The 16,255-nt window shown below is 38.9% G+C and carries 17 protein-coding genes; 6 read left to right on the forward strand and 11 right to left on the reverse strand.

Annotated elements, in window-relative coordinates:
* Nucleotides 1-26 precede the first annotated feature (26 nt).
* Nucleotides 27-1,616 (reverse strand): glycerol-3-phosphate dehydrogenase/oxidase, encoded by a 1,590-nt coding sequence (locus R3E32_14315; protein MEZ4885904.1) that lies wholly within the window; start codon nucleotides 1,614-1,616, stop codon nucleotides 27-29.
* A 10-nt stretch (nucleotides 1,617-1,626) separates the two neighbouring features.
* Here R3E32_14315 and R3E32_14320 point away from each other — a divergent pair, with 10 nt between their 5' ends.
* Nucleotides 1,627-1,785: a hypothetical protein gene (locus R3E32_14320; GenBank protein MEZ4885905.1), complete on the forward strand. Its 159-nt coding sequence runs from the start codon at nucleotides 1,627-1,629 to the stop codon at nucleotides 1,783-1,785.
* A 39-nt stretch (nucleotides 1,786-1,824) separates the two neighbouring features.
* On the opposite strand, the gene R3E32_14325 is transcribed toward R3E32_14320, so the two are convergent.
* The 5 genes from R3E32_14325 to R3E32_14345 all read right to left on the reverse strand — a co-directional run bounded on the left by R3E32_14325 (nucleotide 1,825) and on the right by R3E32_14345 (nucleotide 8,788).
* Complete coding sequence (locus tag R3E32_14325) at nucleotides 1,825-2,964, reverse strand: tetratricopeptide repeat protein (protein ID MEZ4885906.1); 1,140 nt, start codon at nucleotides 2,962-2,964, stop codon at nucleotides 1,825-1,827.
* Nucleotides 2,965-3,246: 282 nt separating this feature from the next.
* Nucleotides 3,247-3,843: a DNA-3-methyladenine glycosylase gene (locus R3E32_14330; protein ID MEZ4885907.1), complete on the reverse strand. Its 597-nt coding sequence runs from the start codon at nucleotides 3,841-3,843 to the stop codon at nucleotides 3,247-3,249.
* A gap of 114 nt (nucleotides 3,844-3,957) precedes the next feature.
* Entirely contained in the window at nucleotides 3,958-5,628 is a 1,671-nt protein-coding gene (locus R3E32_14335; protein ID MEZ4885908.1) for a thioredoxin-like domain-containing protein, read from the reverse strand.
* Nucleotides 5,629-5,855: 227 nt separating this feature from the next.
* Nucleotides 5,856-7,115 (reverse strand): SPOR domain-containing protein, encoded by a 1,260-nt coding sequence (locus R3E32_14340; protein ID MEZ4885909.1) that lies wholly within the window; start codon nucleotides 7,113-7,115, stop codon nucleotides 5,856-5,858.
* Nucleotides 7,116-7,231: 116 nt separating this feature from the next.
* Nucleotides 7,232-8,788: a TlpA disulfide reductase family protein gene (locus R3E32_14345; protein MEZ4885910.1), complete on the reverse strand. Its 1,557-nt coding sequence runs from the start codon at nucleotides 8,786-8,788 to the stop codon at nucleotides 7,232-7,234.
* Between the two features lie 431 nt (nucleotides 8,789-9,219).
* Here R3E32_14345 and R3E32_14350 point away from each other — a divergent pair, with 431 nt between their 5' ends.
* The 3 genes from R3E32_14350 to R3E32_14360 all read left to right on the forward strand — a co-directional run bounded on the left by R3E32_14350 (nucleotide 9,220) and on the right by R3E32_14360 (nucleotide 12,903).
* Nucleotides 9,220-10,572, forward strand: a complete 1,353-nt coding sequence (locus R3E32_14350; GenBank protein ID MEZ4885911.1) for an FAD-dependent oxidoreductase — start codon at nucleotides 9,220-9,222, stop codon at nucleotides 10,570-10,572.
* Between the two features lie 54 nt (nucleotides 10,573-10,626).
* Nucleotides 10,627-12,222, forward strand: a complete 1,596-nt coding sequence (locus R3E32_14355) for a 4Fe-4S binding protein (protein MEZ4885912.1) — start codon at nucleotides 10,627-10,629, stop codon at nucleotides 12,220-12,222.
* 405 nt (nucleotides 12,223-12,627) lie between these two features.
* Complete coding sequence (locus R3E32_14360; protein MEZ4885913.1) at nucleotides 12,628-12,903, forward strand: hypothetical protein; 276 nt, start codon at nucleotides 12,628-12,630, stop codon at nucleotides 12,901-12,903.
* Nucleotides 12,904-12,948: 45 nt separating this feature from the next.
* On the opposite strand, the gene gldN is transcribed toward R3E32_14360, so the two are convergent.
* From gldN to R3E32_14375, 3 genes are all read right to left on the reverse strand, one after another.
* Entirely contained in the window at nucleotides 12,949-13,404 is a 456-nt protein-coding gene (gene gldN, locus R3E32_14365) for a gliding motility protein GldN (GenBank protein ID MEZ4885914.1), read from the reverse strand.
* Nucleotides 13,398-13,895, reverse strand: coding sequence for a hypothetical protein (locus tag R3E32_14370; GenBank protein ID MEZ4885915.1), 498 nt, complete (start codon nucleotides 13,893-13,895; stop codon nucleotides 13,398-13,400). The genes gldN and R3E32_14370 overlap by 7 nt, the downstream gene beginning before the upstream one ends.
* A 244-nt stretch (nucleotides 13,896-14,139) precedes the next feature.
* Nucleotides 14,140-14,901, reverse strand: a complete 762-nt coding sequence (locus R3E32_14375) for a nucleotidyltransferase domain-containing protein (GenBank protein ID MEZ4885916.1) — start codon at nucleotides 14,899-14,901, stop codon at nucleotides 14,140-14,142.
* Between the two features lie 77 nt (nucleotides 14,902-14,978).
* Between R3E32_14375 and R3E32_14380 the strand changes: the two genes are divergently transcribed.
* Entirely contained in the window at nucleotides 14,979-15,311 is a 333-nt protein-coding gene (locus R3E32_14380) for a hypothetical protein (protein MEZ4885917.1), read from the forward strand.
* Nucleotides 15,295-15,531, forward strand: a complete 237-nt coding sequence (locus R3E32_14385; protein MEZ4885918.1) for a hypothetical protein — start codon at nucleotides 15,295-15,297, stop codon at nucleotides 15,529-15,531. Before R3E32_14380 ends, R3E32_14385 begins: the two co-directional genes overlap by 17 nt.
* Before the next feature lie 11 nt (nucleotides 15,532-15,542).
* Here R3E32_14385 and R3E32_14390 read toward each other — a convergent pair whose 3' ends face one another.
* Entirely contained in the window at nucleotides 15,543-15,839 is a 297-nt protein-coding gene (locus R3E32_14390; protein MEZ4885919.1) for a hypothetical protein, read from the reverse strand.
* Nucleotides 15,782-16,201, reverse strand: coding sequence for a hypothetical protein (locus tag R3E32_14395; GenBank protein ID MEZ4885920.1), 420 nt, complete (start codon nucleotides 16,199-16,201; stop codon nucleotides 15,782-15,784). Before R3E32_14395 ends, R3E32_14390 begins: the two co-directional genes overlap by 58 nt.
* Between the last annotated feature and the right edge of the window lie 54 nt (nucleotides 16,202-16,255).

The raw sequence follows: 16,255 nt of genomic DNA on the forward strand, positions 1-16,255 counted from the left end.
CTGTACCTCCGTGATTTCGTGTTCCGTCACTCAAAATTTGCCGCTTCCTGCAATGCTTGTTCCAATTCAACTATTTCTTGTTGTATTTTATCGGTACTCCAATGAAAATATTTTTCAAATTCCTCCAAAACAATCTGTTGTGAAGAATAAACACTCTCAATATCAAAGTAAAAACGCCCTGTTCGGCGCATGTAAAAATCAAGCAAACCAAACACCATCTCTTTATTTACAGTAAACCAAAGTTCTGCTTTTAAGAGTGCTATTGGAGCAATGTTGAGTGGTCTCAATTCAAAAAAACGATTCACAATCGCATCGCTTTGAGTACCATAATTACTCACCAAATACCAAGCATCGTATTCCGTCAACCCTCCTTTTTCGATTTGTTGATAGATTTTTTGGATGTATTTATTCACTGCTTTGTTATTCGGCAATGTTTCTCCCCCACAAAGGTCAATGCTTTCTGTTTGACAAACTGGGGGCTTTGTACCATCTTCTTTGTAGCGTCTTTTGACTACCAAATCCACCACCTTTTCCGACATTTTACGGTAGCCCGTAAGTTTGCCTCCTGCAATAGAAATCAAACCCGTAGAAGATTCAAATACTTCATCTTTTCGGGAAATTTCAGATGCGGATTTTCCTTCCTCGTGAATCAATGGACGCACACCCGCCCAACTCGACACTACATCAGAAGCCTCCAATTTGATTTGTGGGAAAGTATGGGCAATGGCTTTGAGTAGGTAGTCCACATCTTCTTTATTCGCAATGATATGATTTACATTGCCTTTATATTCAGTATCGGTTGTACCAACATAGGTAACTTTACCACGAGGAATGGCAAAAATCATCCTCCCGTCGGGCACATCAAAATAAATAGATTGTTGAACAGGGAATTTATGGTGCGGCAATACGATGTGAACACCTTTGGTCAGAAACAGGTGTTTCTCGTTCATCGAATGGTTTATTTGGCGAAGGTCATCTACCCACGGCCCTGCTGCATTCACCACATAATCCGCATTGATGACAAAAGTAATATCGTTGAGTAAATCTTTGCAAGTGATTCCGCATACAATTCCTTCCTTGTCGTATTCAAACTCGACTGCTTCTACATAGTTGATGCTGTCTGCGCCAAACTTTGCAGCCGTTTTCATCACTTCAATAGTCAAACGGGCATCATCTGTTCGGTATTCGGCATATAGCCCCCCTCCTTTCAGATGAGCATATTCCAATAAAGGTTCATGTTCTAAAGTTTCTTCTTTTGACAGCATTTCTCTTTGATCTGGTTTTTCCACTCCTGCCAAAACATCGTAAACCATTAAACCAATTGAAGTTAAGAATTTTCCAAAAGTACCATCTTCCACAATCGGTAAAAGCATTTTTTCGGGAATTACCAAATGTGGAGCCAATTCATGCACAATCGCTCTTTCACGTCCTACTTCTCGCACCAAAGCCACTTCAAACTGTTTCAAATACCGCAACCCACCATGTACTAACTTAGTAGAACGGCTACTTGTTCCTGATGCAAAATCGTATTTCTCGACCAATGCGGTTTTTAAACCCCTCGAAGCAGCATCCAAAGCAATGCCTACTCCTGTGATTCCTCCTCCAATAATGACCAAATCATAGTGATTGGAAGACAGTTTATTTAACAATAGCGGACGCTCAAATGCGGAAAGGTATGACATAGCTTTAAATGAAAATGAAAATGAAAATGAAAATGAAAATGAAAATGAAAATGAAAATGAAAATGAAAATGAAAATGAAATAAGTGAAAACGCTAAAGCTTGAAATTGTTTGCGTTTTTCGATGAAATATGCATTGTTTTTCTCAAAAATCCTTCAATGGTTGATTTCCTTCAACATATTGCAATCGGTGAAATTTTTTGTGTTCGTTGAGTCTCAATGGGTTTTCTTTAAACCAACTCATGAATTCACTGAATACTTTCTGGTGAGTTTGTCCCCAATTTCCAAAGGCATCGGAGTCTCCTTTCATCAATAGCCAGTAGTGGTATGCTTCAAAATAACCTTTGTCTATCAATATTTTATGCCAATCCAACAAAATATTGGGATAAGGCGTATAGCGATTGTGGTCAAACCAATATTGAGTGAATAGGGTTCTAAGAGTTGCAATATCTCCGATGCTTAAAGTAGCCGTTTTTGAAGTAGCAGTACTATCTGCCTTCAACCATTTGTCATACACTTCCTCAAAAGCCTCACCATAAGCCACTTGAAAAGGCACTTGCCCCTGATCTTCAAACATTAATAGGCGGTAAGTCCTCGCACGTTCGCTCAAACTGAACCAACCTATTGAATCATTTTCGGGATGAAAAGCACCTTGATAGGCTTCAAAAAGCATCTCTCCCATTTCAGAAGTTCGCTTGCTATTGCGTTCTAAATTCATGAACAATTCGCCGTAAAATACACCCCATACTTTTTCAGAAGAATTGAGATACATTTTTGCAGCCCAGTAGTAGTTACTTGCGAAATTGGGATCTCGTCTAATTCCCATTTCCCAATAATTCACTGCACGATCAATGTTTCCTTTTCGGTATTGAAGTCCCCCCATTTCCGTGTATAGTTCACCCGAAAATGGGTAGTATTCAATCCCATCCAGATAGGTGTTTTCTGCTTTTTTAACATCCTCACTCAAGTCGTAGCAAGTTCCCAACAAGCGGAAAAAACGCTCATTGAAGCCATCTTTTCTCTGCAATTTTCGTAGGAAATTGATGGCGGTTTCGTAGCGTTTTTGAATGTAATAAGCATAGGCTATTTCGTAGCTATACAGGATATTGTCTTCATCCAGTGCTTGAGCTTTTTGGAGTAATTTGATGGCTTCTTTATAGTCCTTCTCCTCGTCCATCAAGCGGATGGCTTCACGACCATACTTGTATGCTTGTTCTTTATTGTTTTGACCCAATAAAAAAAACTGACTCACCACAAAAATAACAACCAATGACAGGCTCTTCATGTACTTAGTAAAAATTCAAATTTAAGGTATAAGGTGAAGTATGTTTCTATTTAGACGCAATTTTGCACCCAAAAGTTCATAAACCACTTTTTATAAGGAGTGCTTGCATATTAGAAAGTTGCAAAGATAGGATATGCAAGGTGAAATAGTTATTTTTAGATTAGATTGCAGTGGATTCTACAAAATTTCTTTGGTTCATTGAAGATTTTAGCGTAAGGACACTTTTGAAGTGTATTTTTGAAGATATTCAACGTTTGAAAATCATTTTTTTTATCAAAGTCATTATTTTTTACTTACCCACTTATTCCCTTCAATGTAAAAACGCCAGGGTAAAAGTGCATCTTCACCTGCATAATCCACTCCAATGCGAGTAGTCTTTACGATTTGATTTTCTGCAATTTGTCTGTCATTGTCTTCAATCCAAATTACCTCTCCCCTCAAACTTTCGCCATTGTGTTCGGTTCGGATACCCAAAGCACGGGTCAAGCAGCCAGGACCAGCTGTAAGTCGGGGTTGGATTTTGATCATATTGCGTCTTTCGAGCATGGTTTCGATGCCAACATTAGGCTCAATAGCCCGTATCAGAATCGCATCTGCTTGGTCTTTTTGGTTGGTGACAATATTGAAGAGGTGGTGAATGCCATAGCAGAGATAGGTGTAATTGATACCGCCTTCTGCAAACATGGTTTCGGTGCGTTTTGTTCTTTTATTGGGATAAGCGTGGCAAGCTCTATCAGTTGCGCCACAATAGGCTTCAGTTTCGGTGATAATGCCTGCTGTAGTGATGCCATTGAAGTGGGTGAAAAGCGATTTGCCGAGTAGTTCTTTGCTTATTTGGACGACATCGGGGCGGTTATAAAAAGAAAGAGGAAGTTTCAAGATGACATTATGAGCGTTGGTTGATAAATAAAAAAGCGTTGTTGTAAATCCATGAATTTACAACAACACTTCAAACAAATTTGCGTCTTTGAAAATTAGATTTGTTCCTATGTTTTACTTCAATTTCTGTTGAAGTACTTGACGCAATTGCTCGTAACTAAGATTTTCCCCAATAACTGTTCCTTCCTCATCCACCAAAAACATAGCAGGTAGATATTTGACTTTGTACATTTTCAGCAAGTCGGACTTAGTTCCTTCTGGATCAATCACATGTACCTTCCAATCGCCAATAGCATCTTCTTTGATTACCTCTTTCCATTTGTCAGACTTTTCATCAAAAGCGACACTATAAATTTCAAAGTTTTTGCCGTGGAAGTCATTGTAGATTTTTTTGAGGTCTTCGTGGTTTTGTCGAGAAGGTCCACTCCAACTTCCCCAGAAATGGACTAAGGTGTATTTCTCTTGCAATGCAGATAAAGGCAAGGCTGCGCCATCTCTGTTTCTCAATAAGATTTCAGGAGCAACTTCACCAACCATCGTACCTTGAAGGGCAGGATATTCGAGTTTCATCAGGGCTAAATAAGAAGTAGTGTCTTCCTCCCCTGTTTCCGACATATTACGCTGCCAAGTTGGTACATAACGTGTCACATTGGAGGCAGCAGTAATGGTCATCATTTCCTCTCTTTTCACCAAAAAAGCATCTTTAAAGCCTTTGGGTCTGACCTGTTTCAATGCATCGTTTGCCTCTACAGAGGTTTTGAAGCTTCCTAAGAGTACCTTACTTAGTCCACTATTGGTCGACTCTACATCAATTTTCCCATAAGGCTTCACATTTTTGAACTTGCTTTCAATAAATTTACTGAACACGCCTAACTGGATTTTATACACCTTTTCGAGGTAGGTCGAGTTGAAATCACCCTCATTTCCAGACACAGGCGTAGTAGTAGTTGATTCACCTGATTGTGGTTGTTTGGGTTCATCTATAACGTCTACAATCACATTTTCAGGTTGAGAAGTGCCTGTGCCTTTTCGCTTCACTAAGAAAGCATCTCTATAACCACGTGCTTTCACCGTTCTCAGTACTGATTGAGATTGTGCTTCTGAGAAAGATCCCAATAACACCCTTTGAAGTTTAGAAACAGATTCTGTTTCCAAAGTTCCTAAGTCATTGAGCGCACTAAATTTTGCAAGATTGGGGTTTCTAAAAACACCAATCTGAATTTTATAGACTTCTTTTTGAACCGTTTGTGTCGGAAAAGGAGTTGGCGTGGGTGTAGGTTTTGTAGTAGTAGAATTATTGGTATTTCCTTGTGTTCCACTTGTTTCTCCTACCACCAAAACATTCTTTACCTTTCGTCCTCTTCTTCGTTTGCCCAGTTCTGTATCTAATTGACTATAAGTCATGTTTGCGCCAATTACCTTACCTGTTTCGTCCAGCAAAAAGGAAGACGGAATACTTTTGATATTGTAGATAAACCAATAGTAGGAATAATAGGAATCTTGGTCTATGACATGGGTAGGCCAGTCCAATTGTGCTTCTTCAATTCTACGCTGCCATTTGCTCTTATCGCTATCAAATGCGACACTGTAAATGGTGAATCCATCCGCATTTTCGAAGGTATAATCTTTGTAGCGGTTATACAATTGTCGGTATTCTGGGTTTTTGATGGCATTGCAGGCAGCACACCAAGTTGACCAAAAACTGACCAGTACAACATTTCCTCTTAACTGTGAGAGTTTTAGATTTTTCCCATTTAGGTCTGGCAATTCTACTTCTGGTGCCATTTCGCCAATTGACGGTGGCGAATAGGACGTGGAGTAAAATGGAAGTAACGTGAGTGATAGTACAACAAATAGCGTGGTAACTAGCTTTCGCATAATCCTTTAAATTTTTAGGTGATAAGTATAGTCCAGTTAACTTCAAAGAATATAAACAAATTAAAAACAAGTAACATGGCTTAAAAATTACTTACAATACCAATTCGTTTTTATTTACTTTTTAGACTTCAATTTCAATATTTGGTTCTATCCACAACAAATGCTTGCTGAAAACCTTTGGCTTTTACTTTTTGGAGTGCTTGGTTAGCATTAGCTTTATCTTCAAATGGCCCTACAAATACTTTGCTGATGTCATTTGCCGGATCATATTCGGTAAATAAATTTCCCATGTTCAAAAGTGTTTTAAAATCCCCTACATTGGGTCTTTTTGCAGCACTCAATTGGATAACATATTGTTCTACGCAAGCATTTGAGGGGTTTTTGTATTCATCTGGAAGATAGTACAAACCTTTTCCAGCATTGGCATCTATGAGTTGATTGTTTGCAGTAGTGATAAAAGCATCCTTAAAACTTTGCTTTTTTGCAGAGGCCAAAGCAGCTTCTGCCTGTGATTTGGATGCAAAGATTCCGATGGAAACAATGTTCAAATTAGGATTTGTAGAATGAGGTTGTAGATAAATCTTACCAATCTCACTCAATTTTGTTAGTTTTTCTGTTGGAGGTTCAGAAAATACACCTAAACGAACTATGTAGTTTCCTATTTCTTCAACATTTGAAACAGGAATAGGTTTTTCTACTGCTTTTTTTGTTGGGGCTATTGCAGCAGATACCTGTTTTTTTTCTACTAAAAAAGCATCTTTCAACCCTCTTTGTTTTACTTCTTCCAACACCAATCGAGCAGCTCTTTTTCCTTGAAAATCACCAAGTAAAATACGACTTTTGCTGTTGTCTATTGTCTGTGCGTAAATATCTCCCAAGCCGTTTACAATCCTAAAGTTAGAGAGGTCTGTATTCTTTTTGGTGACCACTCCCAACTGAATTTGATAGGTTTTGTCGTCATCTTCCATAGAAACAGTTGGAGCTATCTTTTGATTTGTTGCAGGTGAAGACGTTGTATTCACAAATTCAGTAGGTCTGTCTTGCAAAGGGTTTTCTACTTCTGGAACAGTAGGGTCATCTACCAATACTTCTACAATGTTGGGGGCATCTACATCATTGTAAGATTCGCCTTGGTTTTTATCAACAGGGTTAGGATTGGGATTTTTCGTTGGATTGTCTCGATTGTCCTGTACTTTTTCCAAAAAATCCTTGGTATTATCGACCCCTTTATCTACTTTTTTGACAAAATTATCTGCCTCTTTTTCAAGCTTATCAGAATTCACCTTCCATTTTTCGGCCAAGCCTACGCCACTTTTGCTGATAATCATGACTGCAAAAAAAACCACCATACCGATAGCCAATGTATATCCAAATGTTTGCAACAGTTCTTTCACGACCTTTGAGTTTTAAATGTAATTTCCGAATATAACCAAAAAAGCAAATTAACGAAAATTAATTAACATTCAAAACTAAAAATATAGCTGATTTATTGTTGTTTTTTGCTTAGAACTCAATATTCAGGGTATTGACGAGTGATCTGAATACTCTCATCCAATTCCTCTATTTCTTTCATTGTTGCTTGCATTTCTCTCTTCAATTTCTCCTGTTTGCGTTTTGCTTTTTGCTTTTTTATACGAAGTTTTTTCTCATATTTACTTTCTTTATAATTAATCGCTGAATTGTCTTCTTCCAAATAAACCCCTTCTGAAGGATGAATATTGACATAATCATCAAAACCTGATGAATATGGATAAAAATCATCACTCTCCGAAGGCTGTTCTTGTTGACTATCGTGTTGAAATAACTCTGGTATGATTTCAGGTGGCGAAAGAGGCGTTAATCCTCCCTGCGGATTTTCCCATTTATTATCAAAATTGTACGATTTCGAGGAGCTGTTTCCACTCCCTTCTATATTTTGAATAAATGGGTTGGGGCCTTTCAAAAAATCTTCCCCTTGTTTGACACTCTCATAAATATTCGGAGTGTTATTTGGATACTGTTCTTCTTGAGGATATTTTTTATAATCAGGCAACTGTATATCAAATTCATTTTTTTGAACGATAGATTTATTTTGAGGGGGAGTATAAAACTGTTGTGGTTCATTAGGTTCTACACTTGAAGTTTTAGAATTACTAAAATTTTGATCTTCAAAAATAGATTTATTCGGAGTTTGAGGAGAATTATTATTTGACATTACCCCAGAAGTATTTTTACCACTTTGATTGTTATTACTCAATGAAGGTTGAGGATTGAAAGGAGGTGTGTAAAAATTAGGAGCAGGCAAGACATTGTTATCGTATATACTCAATGCTGGAGGCTGAACATAACTTAGGCTTGCCTCACCACTATAAGCGTCCGTAGTCAATTTGGCTTCATAATATCCTCGACCAATAGCCTTTTTCAATGTATTCTCGGCATCACTAACATTTGCATATTTACCCACATGCACATAGTAAGAACCGTCTACATTCAAACCTGATTCAACAAGCCCCATCTCTTCAATGTAATCGAAATCTACATACATCAAGTCTGAAAACGCCCCTATATTCACCGTATAATAATTTCCTTCTGCAACGCCCATATTAAACCATTCAGCATATTCATGCACATCTGGATCTACTTCCAAAACAATTCCCTCTGGACTAATCAAATATCCAAAAGGTGTAATTACATGGTCAAAGTTGTCTAACCTATGAGAAAATGGTCCATTGAAGTCACACTGATGCTGTGGCCATTCAAGCTGAAATACATCAATAGCATTCAACCAAGCATCTCTACTCGCATCTAAAGAAACACTATAAATCTTGAAGTTGGAATCTTTGTACTCATCGTAGATTTGAGTGACAATAGGCAGTTGAGTAATAGAATTGGGACACCAAGAAGCCCAAAAGTGGAGATAAACATAGTTACCCTTCAAATCTGCAAGAGCAGATTCTTGCCCATTTCTATCAGGAAGAACGAGAGCAGGAACTGACTGTCCTACTATCTGTGCTTGAAGAGCCATGTCTTTCATCGAAAAACACACAGCTATCACACACATCAAATAGATATTTAATGATAATTTCATGATTTGGTTGGATTTACAATTCGATTCTCAAGTATTTTCACCCACCCATTGAAGTAAATCAAGACGGCACATCTTGAATACACACAATATTTAATAGGAGAATAATCTACTTGACTAGTGTATTAATTTGCAATTTAGCAAAAATTAAATAGATAAACCCAACAAAACTTGTCTGCTTTATCAATATTTACATTACACTGACAGTAATTTAGATACATTAAAACCTATCCCAATATCAGAGCAAACCTTCTCTGTCAATAAAAAGACAAACTGGCTACCAATTTAGAACTACTTTCGTAGCAAGTTTTTCAAGAAAATACCGTCTTTCTGTTTAGAAAAAACACAGGTATAGCTTCAAAATCACGATACCATTAATTTACTATTAAAAGTTTATCTCTAAATTGGAAGCTAATCAATCAAAGTCGAAGCCTATGCACATAGTCATCATTGGAAATGGAATCAGTGGCATCACCGCCGCACGTTACATCCGCAAATTGAGCAACCACAACATTACCGTCATTTCTGCCGAAACCAAGTATTTCTACTCCCGAACTGCTCTTATGTACATCTACATGGGACACATGACTTATCAAAACACCAAACCTTATGAAGATTGGTTTTGGGAGAAAAATCGCATTGCCCTACTACAAGAATACGTCACAGATGTGGACACCAAACACAGAAAAATCCGACTTCAAAATGGCACAAATATCGAATACGACAAATTGATTCTGGCCACAGGTTCAGCCTCCAATAAGTTCGGATGGAAAGGGCAAGATCTGCCACAAGTACAAGGTCTCTACAACATGCAGGACTTGGTGAAAATGGAAAAAAACACCAACAATATACAACACGCAGTAGTCGTAGGAGGTGGATTGATTGGCATCGAAATGGTCGAAATGCTGCAATCTCGCCGAATTCCCACCACCCTTTTGGTGCGTGAAAAAAGCTTTTGGGACATTGTATTGCCGCCCGAAGAATCCCAAATCATCAACCGCCAAATCCGCAAACACCATGTCGACCTTCAATTGGAAACCGAACTCAACGAAATATTAGCAGATGAAAACGGCGATGTGCGGGCCGTTACGACCAAAGACGGCAAAGAAATCCCCTGTCAATTTGTGGGTCTAACCGTTGGTGTTCACCCCAATATTGGATTTTTGAAAGACAGTGGTATCGAAACCCAAAAGGGCATTTTGGTCGACGAATACTTCCAAACCAATGTAGAAGATGTCTATGCGATTGGTGATTGCGCTCAGTTGCGAAATCCGCCAGCAGGTCGCCGCCCAATCGAAGCGGTTTGGTACATTGGCAGGATTCAAGGCAAAACGGTTGCTCACACGATTTGCGGACAAAAAGTACCGTACCAACCTCGAATTTGGTTCAACTCTGCAAAGTTCATGGACATTGAATATCAAACTTATGGAACGGTATTGAATAGCTTGCAGGAAGATGAAGCACAACTATATTGGGAACATTCGGATGGTGAAAAGTGTATCAAAATTGTCTATGAAAAGGCAAGCGAAAAAGTGGTGGGCTTCAATCTGATGGGCATACGTTTCCGCCACGATGTCTGTGAAGAATGGCTACACGAAGGGCGTGACCTTCAATATGTATTGCAGCATCTAAGGGCAGCCAACTTTGACCCCGAAATCTATGACCAACACGAAAACGGCATCATTGAAGTGTATAACCAACAGTTTCCGAACAGACGCATTGAAGTAAAAAGCAAAAAAAGCCTTTGGAATATGATTTTTAAGCGGAAAGTACTGGTGCAGAACTGAAAACGCCAAAATACATAAATACATTAAAACACCAACACCCCAACACAAAAAAACATGAGTGAATTCAATTTCAATCCAGATTTTTATAAAGCCAAAGGAGATATCAGTATGGCGATTACCTCCGATGTCTCACACGAGCGAGGCATCATCCAAAAACTCAGTTTAGCGGTTGTTGGAATTGGTTTATTGCTAATGATGGTTGCCGCATTTGGAGCAGCGAATACCAATCCTACACCTTTTTTGTGGGCTTCAATGGCTTGCCTCATTCTCGGTGGAGTCGTTTATTCACTTCAAAAATACAAGACCCGACCTGCGGGCATCAAAAACAATGGGGTCATGTTTGGACAAATGACGAGTCGTGGGGCAAGTGCTTGGATTTTTGGGATTGTTATCACAGGATTGTATGTTTTATTGTATTGGTATCCAACGCTCTTGGGATTGGGCAAAGATGGAGCTGCCAATACGGGATTGATACGAATGTTTGACCCATTGAGTCAGTTTTTGAAGGGTGCGCCTGCCAGCGAATGGTTCATGTATGGCACACTTTACACAATAGCCATTTTGGTGATGGGCTTCAAATTTATCTGGAAATACCGCCACAACAAATACCAAGTCCTCCGCACGATTTCAGTTATGTTTTTCCAATTGGGTTTTGCGTTTTTACTGCCAGAATTGCTGCAAGCATTGAAGTATCCCTACTACGACTTCAAAAATATGTGGCCATTGAACTACTATTTTTTCTACGATTGGAACATCAATGGCTTTTTGTCGAGCGGCAATGTAGGTTTGTTCATGCTTATTTTTGGAGTAGTGATGATTTTTGTTATTTCCCCGATTTTGACCTATTTCTATGGCAAACGTTGGTACTGTTCGTGGGTATGTGGCTGTGGAGGTTTGGCAGAAACTGCGGGCGACCCTTACCGTCATTTGTCGGATAAATCATTGAATGCTTGGAAAATCGAACGCTGGATGATTCACTCTGTTTTGGTATTTGTGACAGTGATGACGATTGCCGTATTGTATAGTTTTTTGCATCAAAATCCCGAAGGCTATTTTATCACCAAAGAAATAATGGTGGGTATTGTAGCAGTTATTTTACTGTTCGTGGCAGGTGTTGCATTGATGAACAAAGAAGTGGTGAGGGAGGTGAAACCCAAGATTCGCTATCTTGCCGTAGGAATTGCTGTTTTGATTCTTGGTTTCACCGTTGTAGGCTTATTTTCAGGCAGTTCCAATGTGTTTTTTATGGATAGTTATACACTTCGCTCATGGTATGGTTTTCTGATTGGAGCAGCTTTTAGTGGAGTCGTAGGCGTTGGTTTTTATCCGATTATGGGAAATAGAGTGTGGTGTCGTTTTGGCTGTCCGATGGCGGCAGTCTTGGGATTACAGCAGCGTTTTTTCTCTCGTTTCCGCATCACGACCAATGGCGGTCAGTGTATGTCTTGCGGCAATTGTTCGACTTATTGTGAAATGGGAATAGATGTTCGGGCGTATGCTCAAAAGGGACAAAATATTGTCCGAGCCTCTTGTGTCGGTTGTGGGATTTGTGCGGCTGTTTGTCCTCGTGGCGTATTGAAGTTGGAGAATGGACCGAAAGAGGAGAGAAAGGTGATTCACATTCGGAGGGATGATGTGGGAATTTTGTAGGCAAAAGGTTGACTCAGACGATGTGACCCGTCCTGAAATAGTTTTACGGTCAAAAAATAGGCCTAAACTATAGGTCTTCACATTAAAAAGGAATAAATCGCAACCCACCCTGCCCCTCCAAGGAGGGGAATACTTGTACCAAGTGGGAAATTCCCCTCTTGGGAGGGGTAAGGGGTGGGTTTAAGTAATATAAACAATCAATGCGGAAACCAATAAAAACCTAAATGAATCCAGAAAAATCATTAGAGAGACGTAAAGTCTTAACCTATGAATGTGTTTTTCCTTGTAGTAGAATGTATTTGAACGAAAGACATAAGAAATAAATGTTTGGTTATAAGCAAATTGTATTTTCAATGCAATTTTTCTTAATTCCTTTGCTATCAATGATTTAAAACTTTTTGTCCTATGTCTTTAATCTTTCATCCAAAGTCTAAAATGTATAGAGTTGCAAAAAAAATAGATACCACATTTAAGGTCGAGACTTTTGAAGTTTACTCTTTGAGGAATATTGATTTTCATTGCAATAGAGAACCTTTGAAGCAAAACTTCAAAAGTCTAAATCGAGAACTTATTTTATTGACGTTCCATAGCAAAATAGTGGAAGCGATGGCTTTGACTAAACTGATTGATTGTCACAATGAGTATTGCAGAGAAGATAAAAATAAAAACTTCACCGAATGAGGATATAGAAACCTTATCCGATGAAGTTTTTGTTAACGAAGAGCATTAGTAAGACCACAAATTGTGTTCCATCTCAAACAACTCATTTTTAATGCGTTCTGATTCCATGAGCGCATCTCGACCTGTTGAATAATCTTGGATACGGCGGTCTTGAATGTTGGATTCTTTGACAATGAAACTGCTGAACATTCGGGCCTCTAAGACATCTTCCCAAGTAAGGCGCACACCGTCATTTTGGCGGTTGAAGGTTTCACGAGTGACCAAGTATTTGCGGAAACTGGGATAATAAGCCCAAAACATAGATCGCTGTCCACGGTAATTGCCATTGTCATCAATCACATCCATAATCGGCGCAATGCCCAGAATACGAACAATCATGCGAGAACTTTCTTCGTCAAATACCCAATCCTCTTTGAGGCGATAAGCTTGTACACTTGTCCAATCAAACTGGTTTGTTACGACCTGCATAGTTTCCTCGTAAGTCACAGGGTCAATCACCATAATCGTATCAACACCCCCAAAGTTTGCTCCACTTCATTGATATTGGTTGGAGTAGTAAAGTCTTCATCTGTAAAGATGTAAGCATCGTTGTGCTTTTTGGTAATATCGAGGAGAATGTCGATAAATGGGCGACTTGGAGTTACAAATATCTGATTCATTTTTTGGCGGGTGTCAATCAATCGCCAAATTCGCTTTTGCCAAAAAACATCGGCTTCACGAATGTCTTCATAAGCCAAAATTTTGCGTTCTTTCGCAATCGTTCGCTCATAAATGCCATCAATGACCAATGGTTTACCTGCTTGTTCTTCAGGTGCTTCGGGACGGTAACTTTCCTTTTTGGGTTTGGTATCGTCTGCGGTTTCGTAAGATTCGCCTACTATTGGAGTAATTGTATTGTTATTAGTAGCAATTGTACTTTTGTCTGTCTGTGCGCTCACTATCATGGTAGAACAACCAATAGCTAACAGTAGGAGAAACAAGAAATTTTTCATATATATTTAGGATTTTAAGTAAAAATAAATTGTTTCAAATATTGAATACTAAGTAGTTGTTTTATCAGATAGTTAGGTGTTTTTTTGAAGTTAAAGGAATATCTTTACGAAACCAATAGCCATTAACAGACTACTCCTGTTGAAGGAAGTTTAAATCAAAATAATTGTTATGCTAAGGATTTTACGCCGCGATGTTCAGTATTTATTAACGCCCTAAAGCTGTTTTTGTTGTACGATTCATGGTTCACTCCTTCAATAATGTCCTGAACCACTCGTTCAAGGGCGTATTGTCGGGTTGTGTTTTGGGTAATTCTTTGGCAATTTGATGCAAATGAGCCAATTCTCTTTCTGCAAATTGGTGAATCAAAGGCACTTGTTCAATGTATTCTCCCTCCAATGCCCGTTCTTTTCGCTGCAATAAATCTTCGATCACCTCCAACATTTCCCGATTCCCTTGAAGAAGCGGCAACATTTCTTGGAACATCATGGGCGGCGCTTCGTGTTTTTCGGCAATCCATTTGGCGCACAACAAAGGTCGAAGCACGTAGAAATACTTTTTGATATTGACTGTATCTCTTTGCAGTTCAGTCTGGACAATCTTTCGAGTCAAACCGAGATAGTGGTGAATAGCTGCTCTTGGTGCAAAATATTGAGGGGCAAGCTCTCGCAGTTTTTCAACAAAACCATTTTGATTGTGGTAAACAATAGGCGACAACATCCACGCAAATATCGAAGCATTGGATTTTTGCATCAGATTCAATACTTTGCGAATATCCCAACCCACAATGTCGAGGTTGTCGGCATCAAGAGGAAGGGTGATGTGATTGGTTCGTTCGTTGATAGACAAATACCAATCCATCGGATGTAGGTAAATGAACCGCACATCGTAGTCGCTATCAGGTGAAGGGAATCCCCACGCTCTACTGCCCGATTCACAGGCATAAAGAATTTTGACCTTGTAAGTTTGTTCGATTTTTTGGAGGGCGGTTTGTATTTTTTGAAACATGACGGAAATTTTTGAAGGCAATTTACGGTAAAATTTGAAGATGGTTGTGGAATCGGTTATCTTGCTTTGAAAAGAATATGCAAGCAAGATTAGGCACTTCATCTGACATTGAAGGCATTTTAGCCCTTCAAAAATTGAATCTGTACAGCGAACTAAGCAAGGCACAACGGTTAAAAGGTTTTGTGACAACTCCTTTTACCATTCCTCAAATCGAAGAAATCATTGAAGAAGATGGCATTTTTGTGGTCGAAAAAGCGGGGCAAATCATTGCCTACACTTTTGCAGGCAGTTGGAAATATTTTGAGCAATGGCCCATTTTTCCTTTTATGACCGACCGATTTCCCACTTTGTCCTTCAAAGATTGGGAGATTACCACTTCCAATAGTTTTCAATATGGCCGTTTGCATTGACCTTCAATACCGAGGAAAAAGGATTTTGAACACTCTTTTTGAAGCGATGCGACTCGAATTTGTCCAAAAATATCCTTTGGGCATTACCTTCATCAACAAGGTGAATCAAATCTCACTGAGAGCGCATCAGAAATTGGGTTGGGAGGTGATTGATGAATTTCCCTTCAATGGAAATTGGTATTTGGGATTGGCGTTTGAGATGGGGAGGTCGGTTTTGTAGCTTACAAACCGCTACTCTTTTTTGGGAGCAGACTCTCCTTTTTTCTCCGAAATTTGTTCTTCAATGAGGATTTTCAGGCGTTTCATCATCTTCAAAATTTCAAATACATCCTCTCGTGTTGCCACCAATTCTTCACTGATACAATAGCGATTTTCGACCAAAGTAAGAAAAAACCAGTTTCGACCAATCACATACGCCCCATAGATTGGCATCACGTTGTTGTTCAAAGCACTGGCGGTCATCATCGCAATCAACAATTGCCCCAAAGGATCGTTGTCTGCCCCTTTTTCCTTTTTGTATTCATGCAAACAAAAATAGGGTTATTCGGCTCATATTCACCCGATGCAATCATCAAATCCACTTCTCCACTTACCTCCTTCTTTTGAATTTTCCCCTTCAATTTTCTGTTGGCGAAAGACTTAAATTGTTGGGTGTCAAAGTCCACTAACTCAATAATAAACGAAATAAATTTGATAATCAATTCTTGTTCGTTCCAAATATCCACATATTGCTTCAATTTTTCTTGAAGATGCAGCAGTGTTTCCTCTTCTCTTTCAGTCAATTGGACTTCAATACTTTGCCATTTCTCCAATGCCTCGCATTTCTGGGCAGTGGTCAAACCAAATTCATCTGCAATATCTTGTCGGGTCCAATATTTGAAAGTTTTCATGGGATACATTCTTCTTTTTCAATAAAGATACAATAGTTTTTTGGAACAAAACAA

The organism is Chitinophagales bacterium (assembly GCA_041392475.1).
Lineage (GTDB): Bacteria > Bacteroidota > Bacteroidia > Chitinophagales > UBA2359 > JAUHXA01.

Bases quoted from the DNA above. Each gene is read 5' to 3' on its own strand.
- R3E32_14325 (MEZ4885906.1), bottom strand. From the start codon at position 2,964: ATGAAGAGCCTGTCATTGGTTGTTATTTTTGTGGTGAGTCAGTTTTTT.
- R3E32_14335 (MEZ4885908.1), bottom strand. From the start codon at position 5,628: ATGGCACCAGAAGTAGAATTGCCAGACCTAAATGGGAAAAATCTAAAA.
- R3E32_14345 (MEZ4885910.1), bottom strand. From the start codon at position 8,788: ATGAAATTATCATTAAATATCTATTTGATGTGTGTGATAGCTGTGTGT.
- R3E32_14350 (MEZ4885911.1), top strand. From the start codon at position 9,220: ATGCACATAGTCATCATTGGAAATGGAATCAGTGGCATCACCGCCGCA.
- R3E32_14355 (MEZ4885912.1), top strand. From the start codon at position 10,627: ATGAGTGAATTCAATTTCAATCCAGATTTTTATAAAGCCAAAGGAGAT.
- R3E32_14360 (MEZ4885913.1), top strand. From the start codon at position 12,628: ATGTCTTTAATCTTTCATCCAAAGTCTAAAATGTATAGAGTTGCAAAA.
- gldN (MEZ4885914.1), bottom strand. From the start codon at position 13,404: ATGGTGATTGACCCTGTGACTTACGAGGAAACTATGCAGGTCGTAACA.
- R3E32_14370 (MEZ4885915.1), bottom strand. From the start codon at position 13,895: ATGAAAAATTTCTTGTTTCTCCTACTGTTAGCTATTGGTTGTTCTACC.
- R3E32_14375 (MEZ4885916.1), bottom strand. From the start codon at position 14,901: ATGTTTCAAAAAATACAAACCGCCCTCCAAAAAATCGAACAAACTTAC.
- R3E32_14380 (MEZ4885917.1), top strand. From the start codon at position 14,979: ATGCAAGCAAGATTAGGCACTTCATCTGACATTGAAGGCATTTTAGCC.
- R3E32_14385 (MEZ4885918.1), top strand. From the start codon at position 15,295: ATGGCCGTTTGCATTGACCTTCAATACCGAGGAAAAAGGATTTTGAAC.
- R3E32_14395 (MEZ4885920.1), bottom strand. From the start codon at position 16,201: ATGAAAACTTTCAAATATTGGACCCGACAAGATATTGCAGATGAATTT.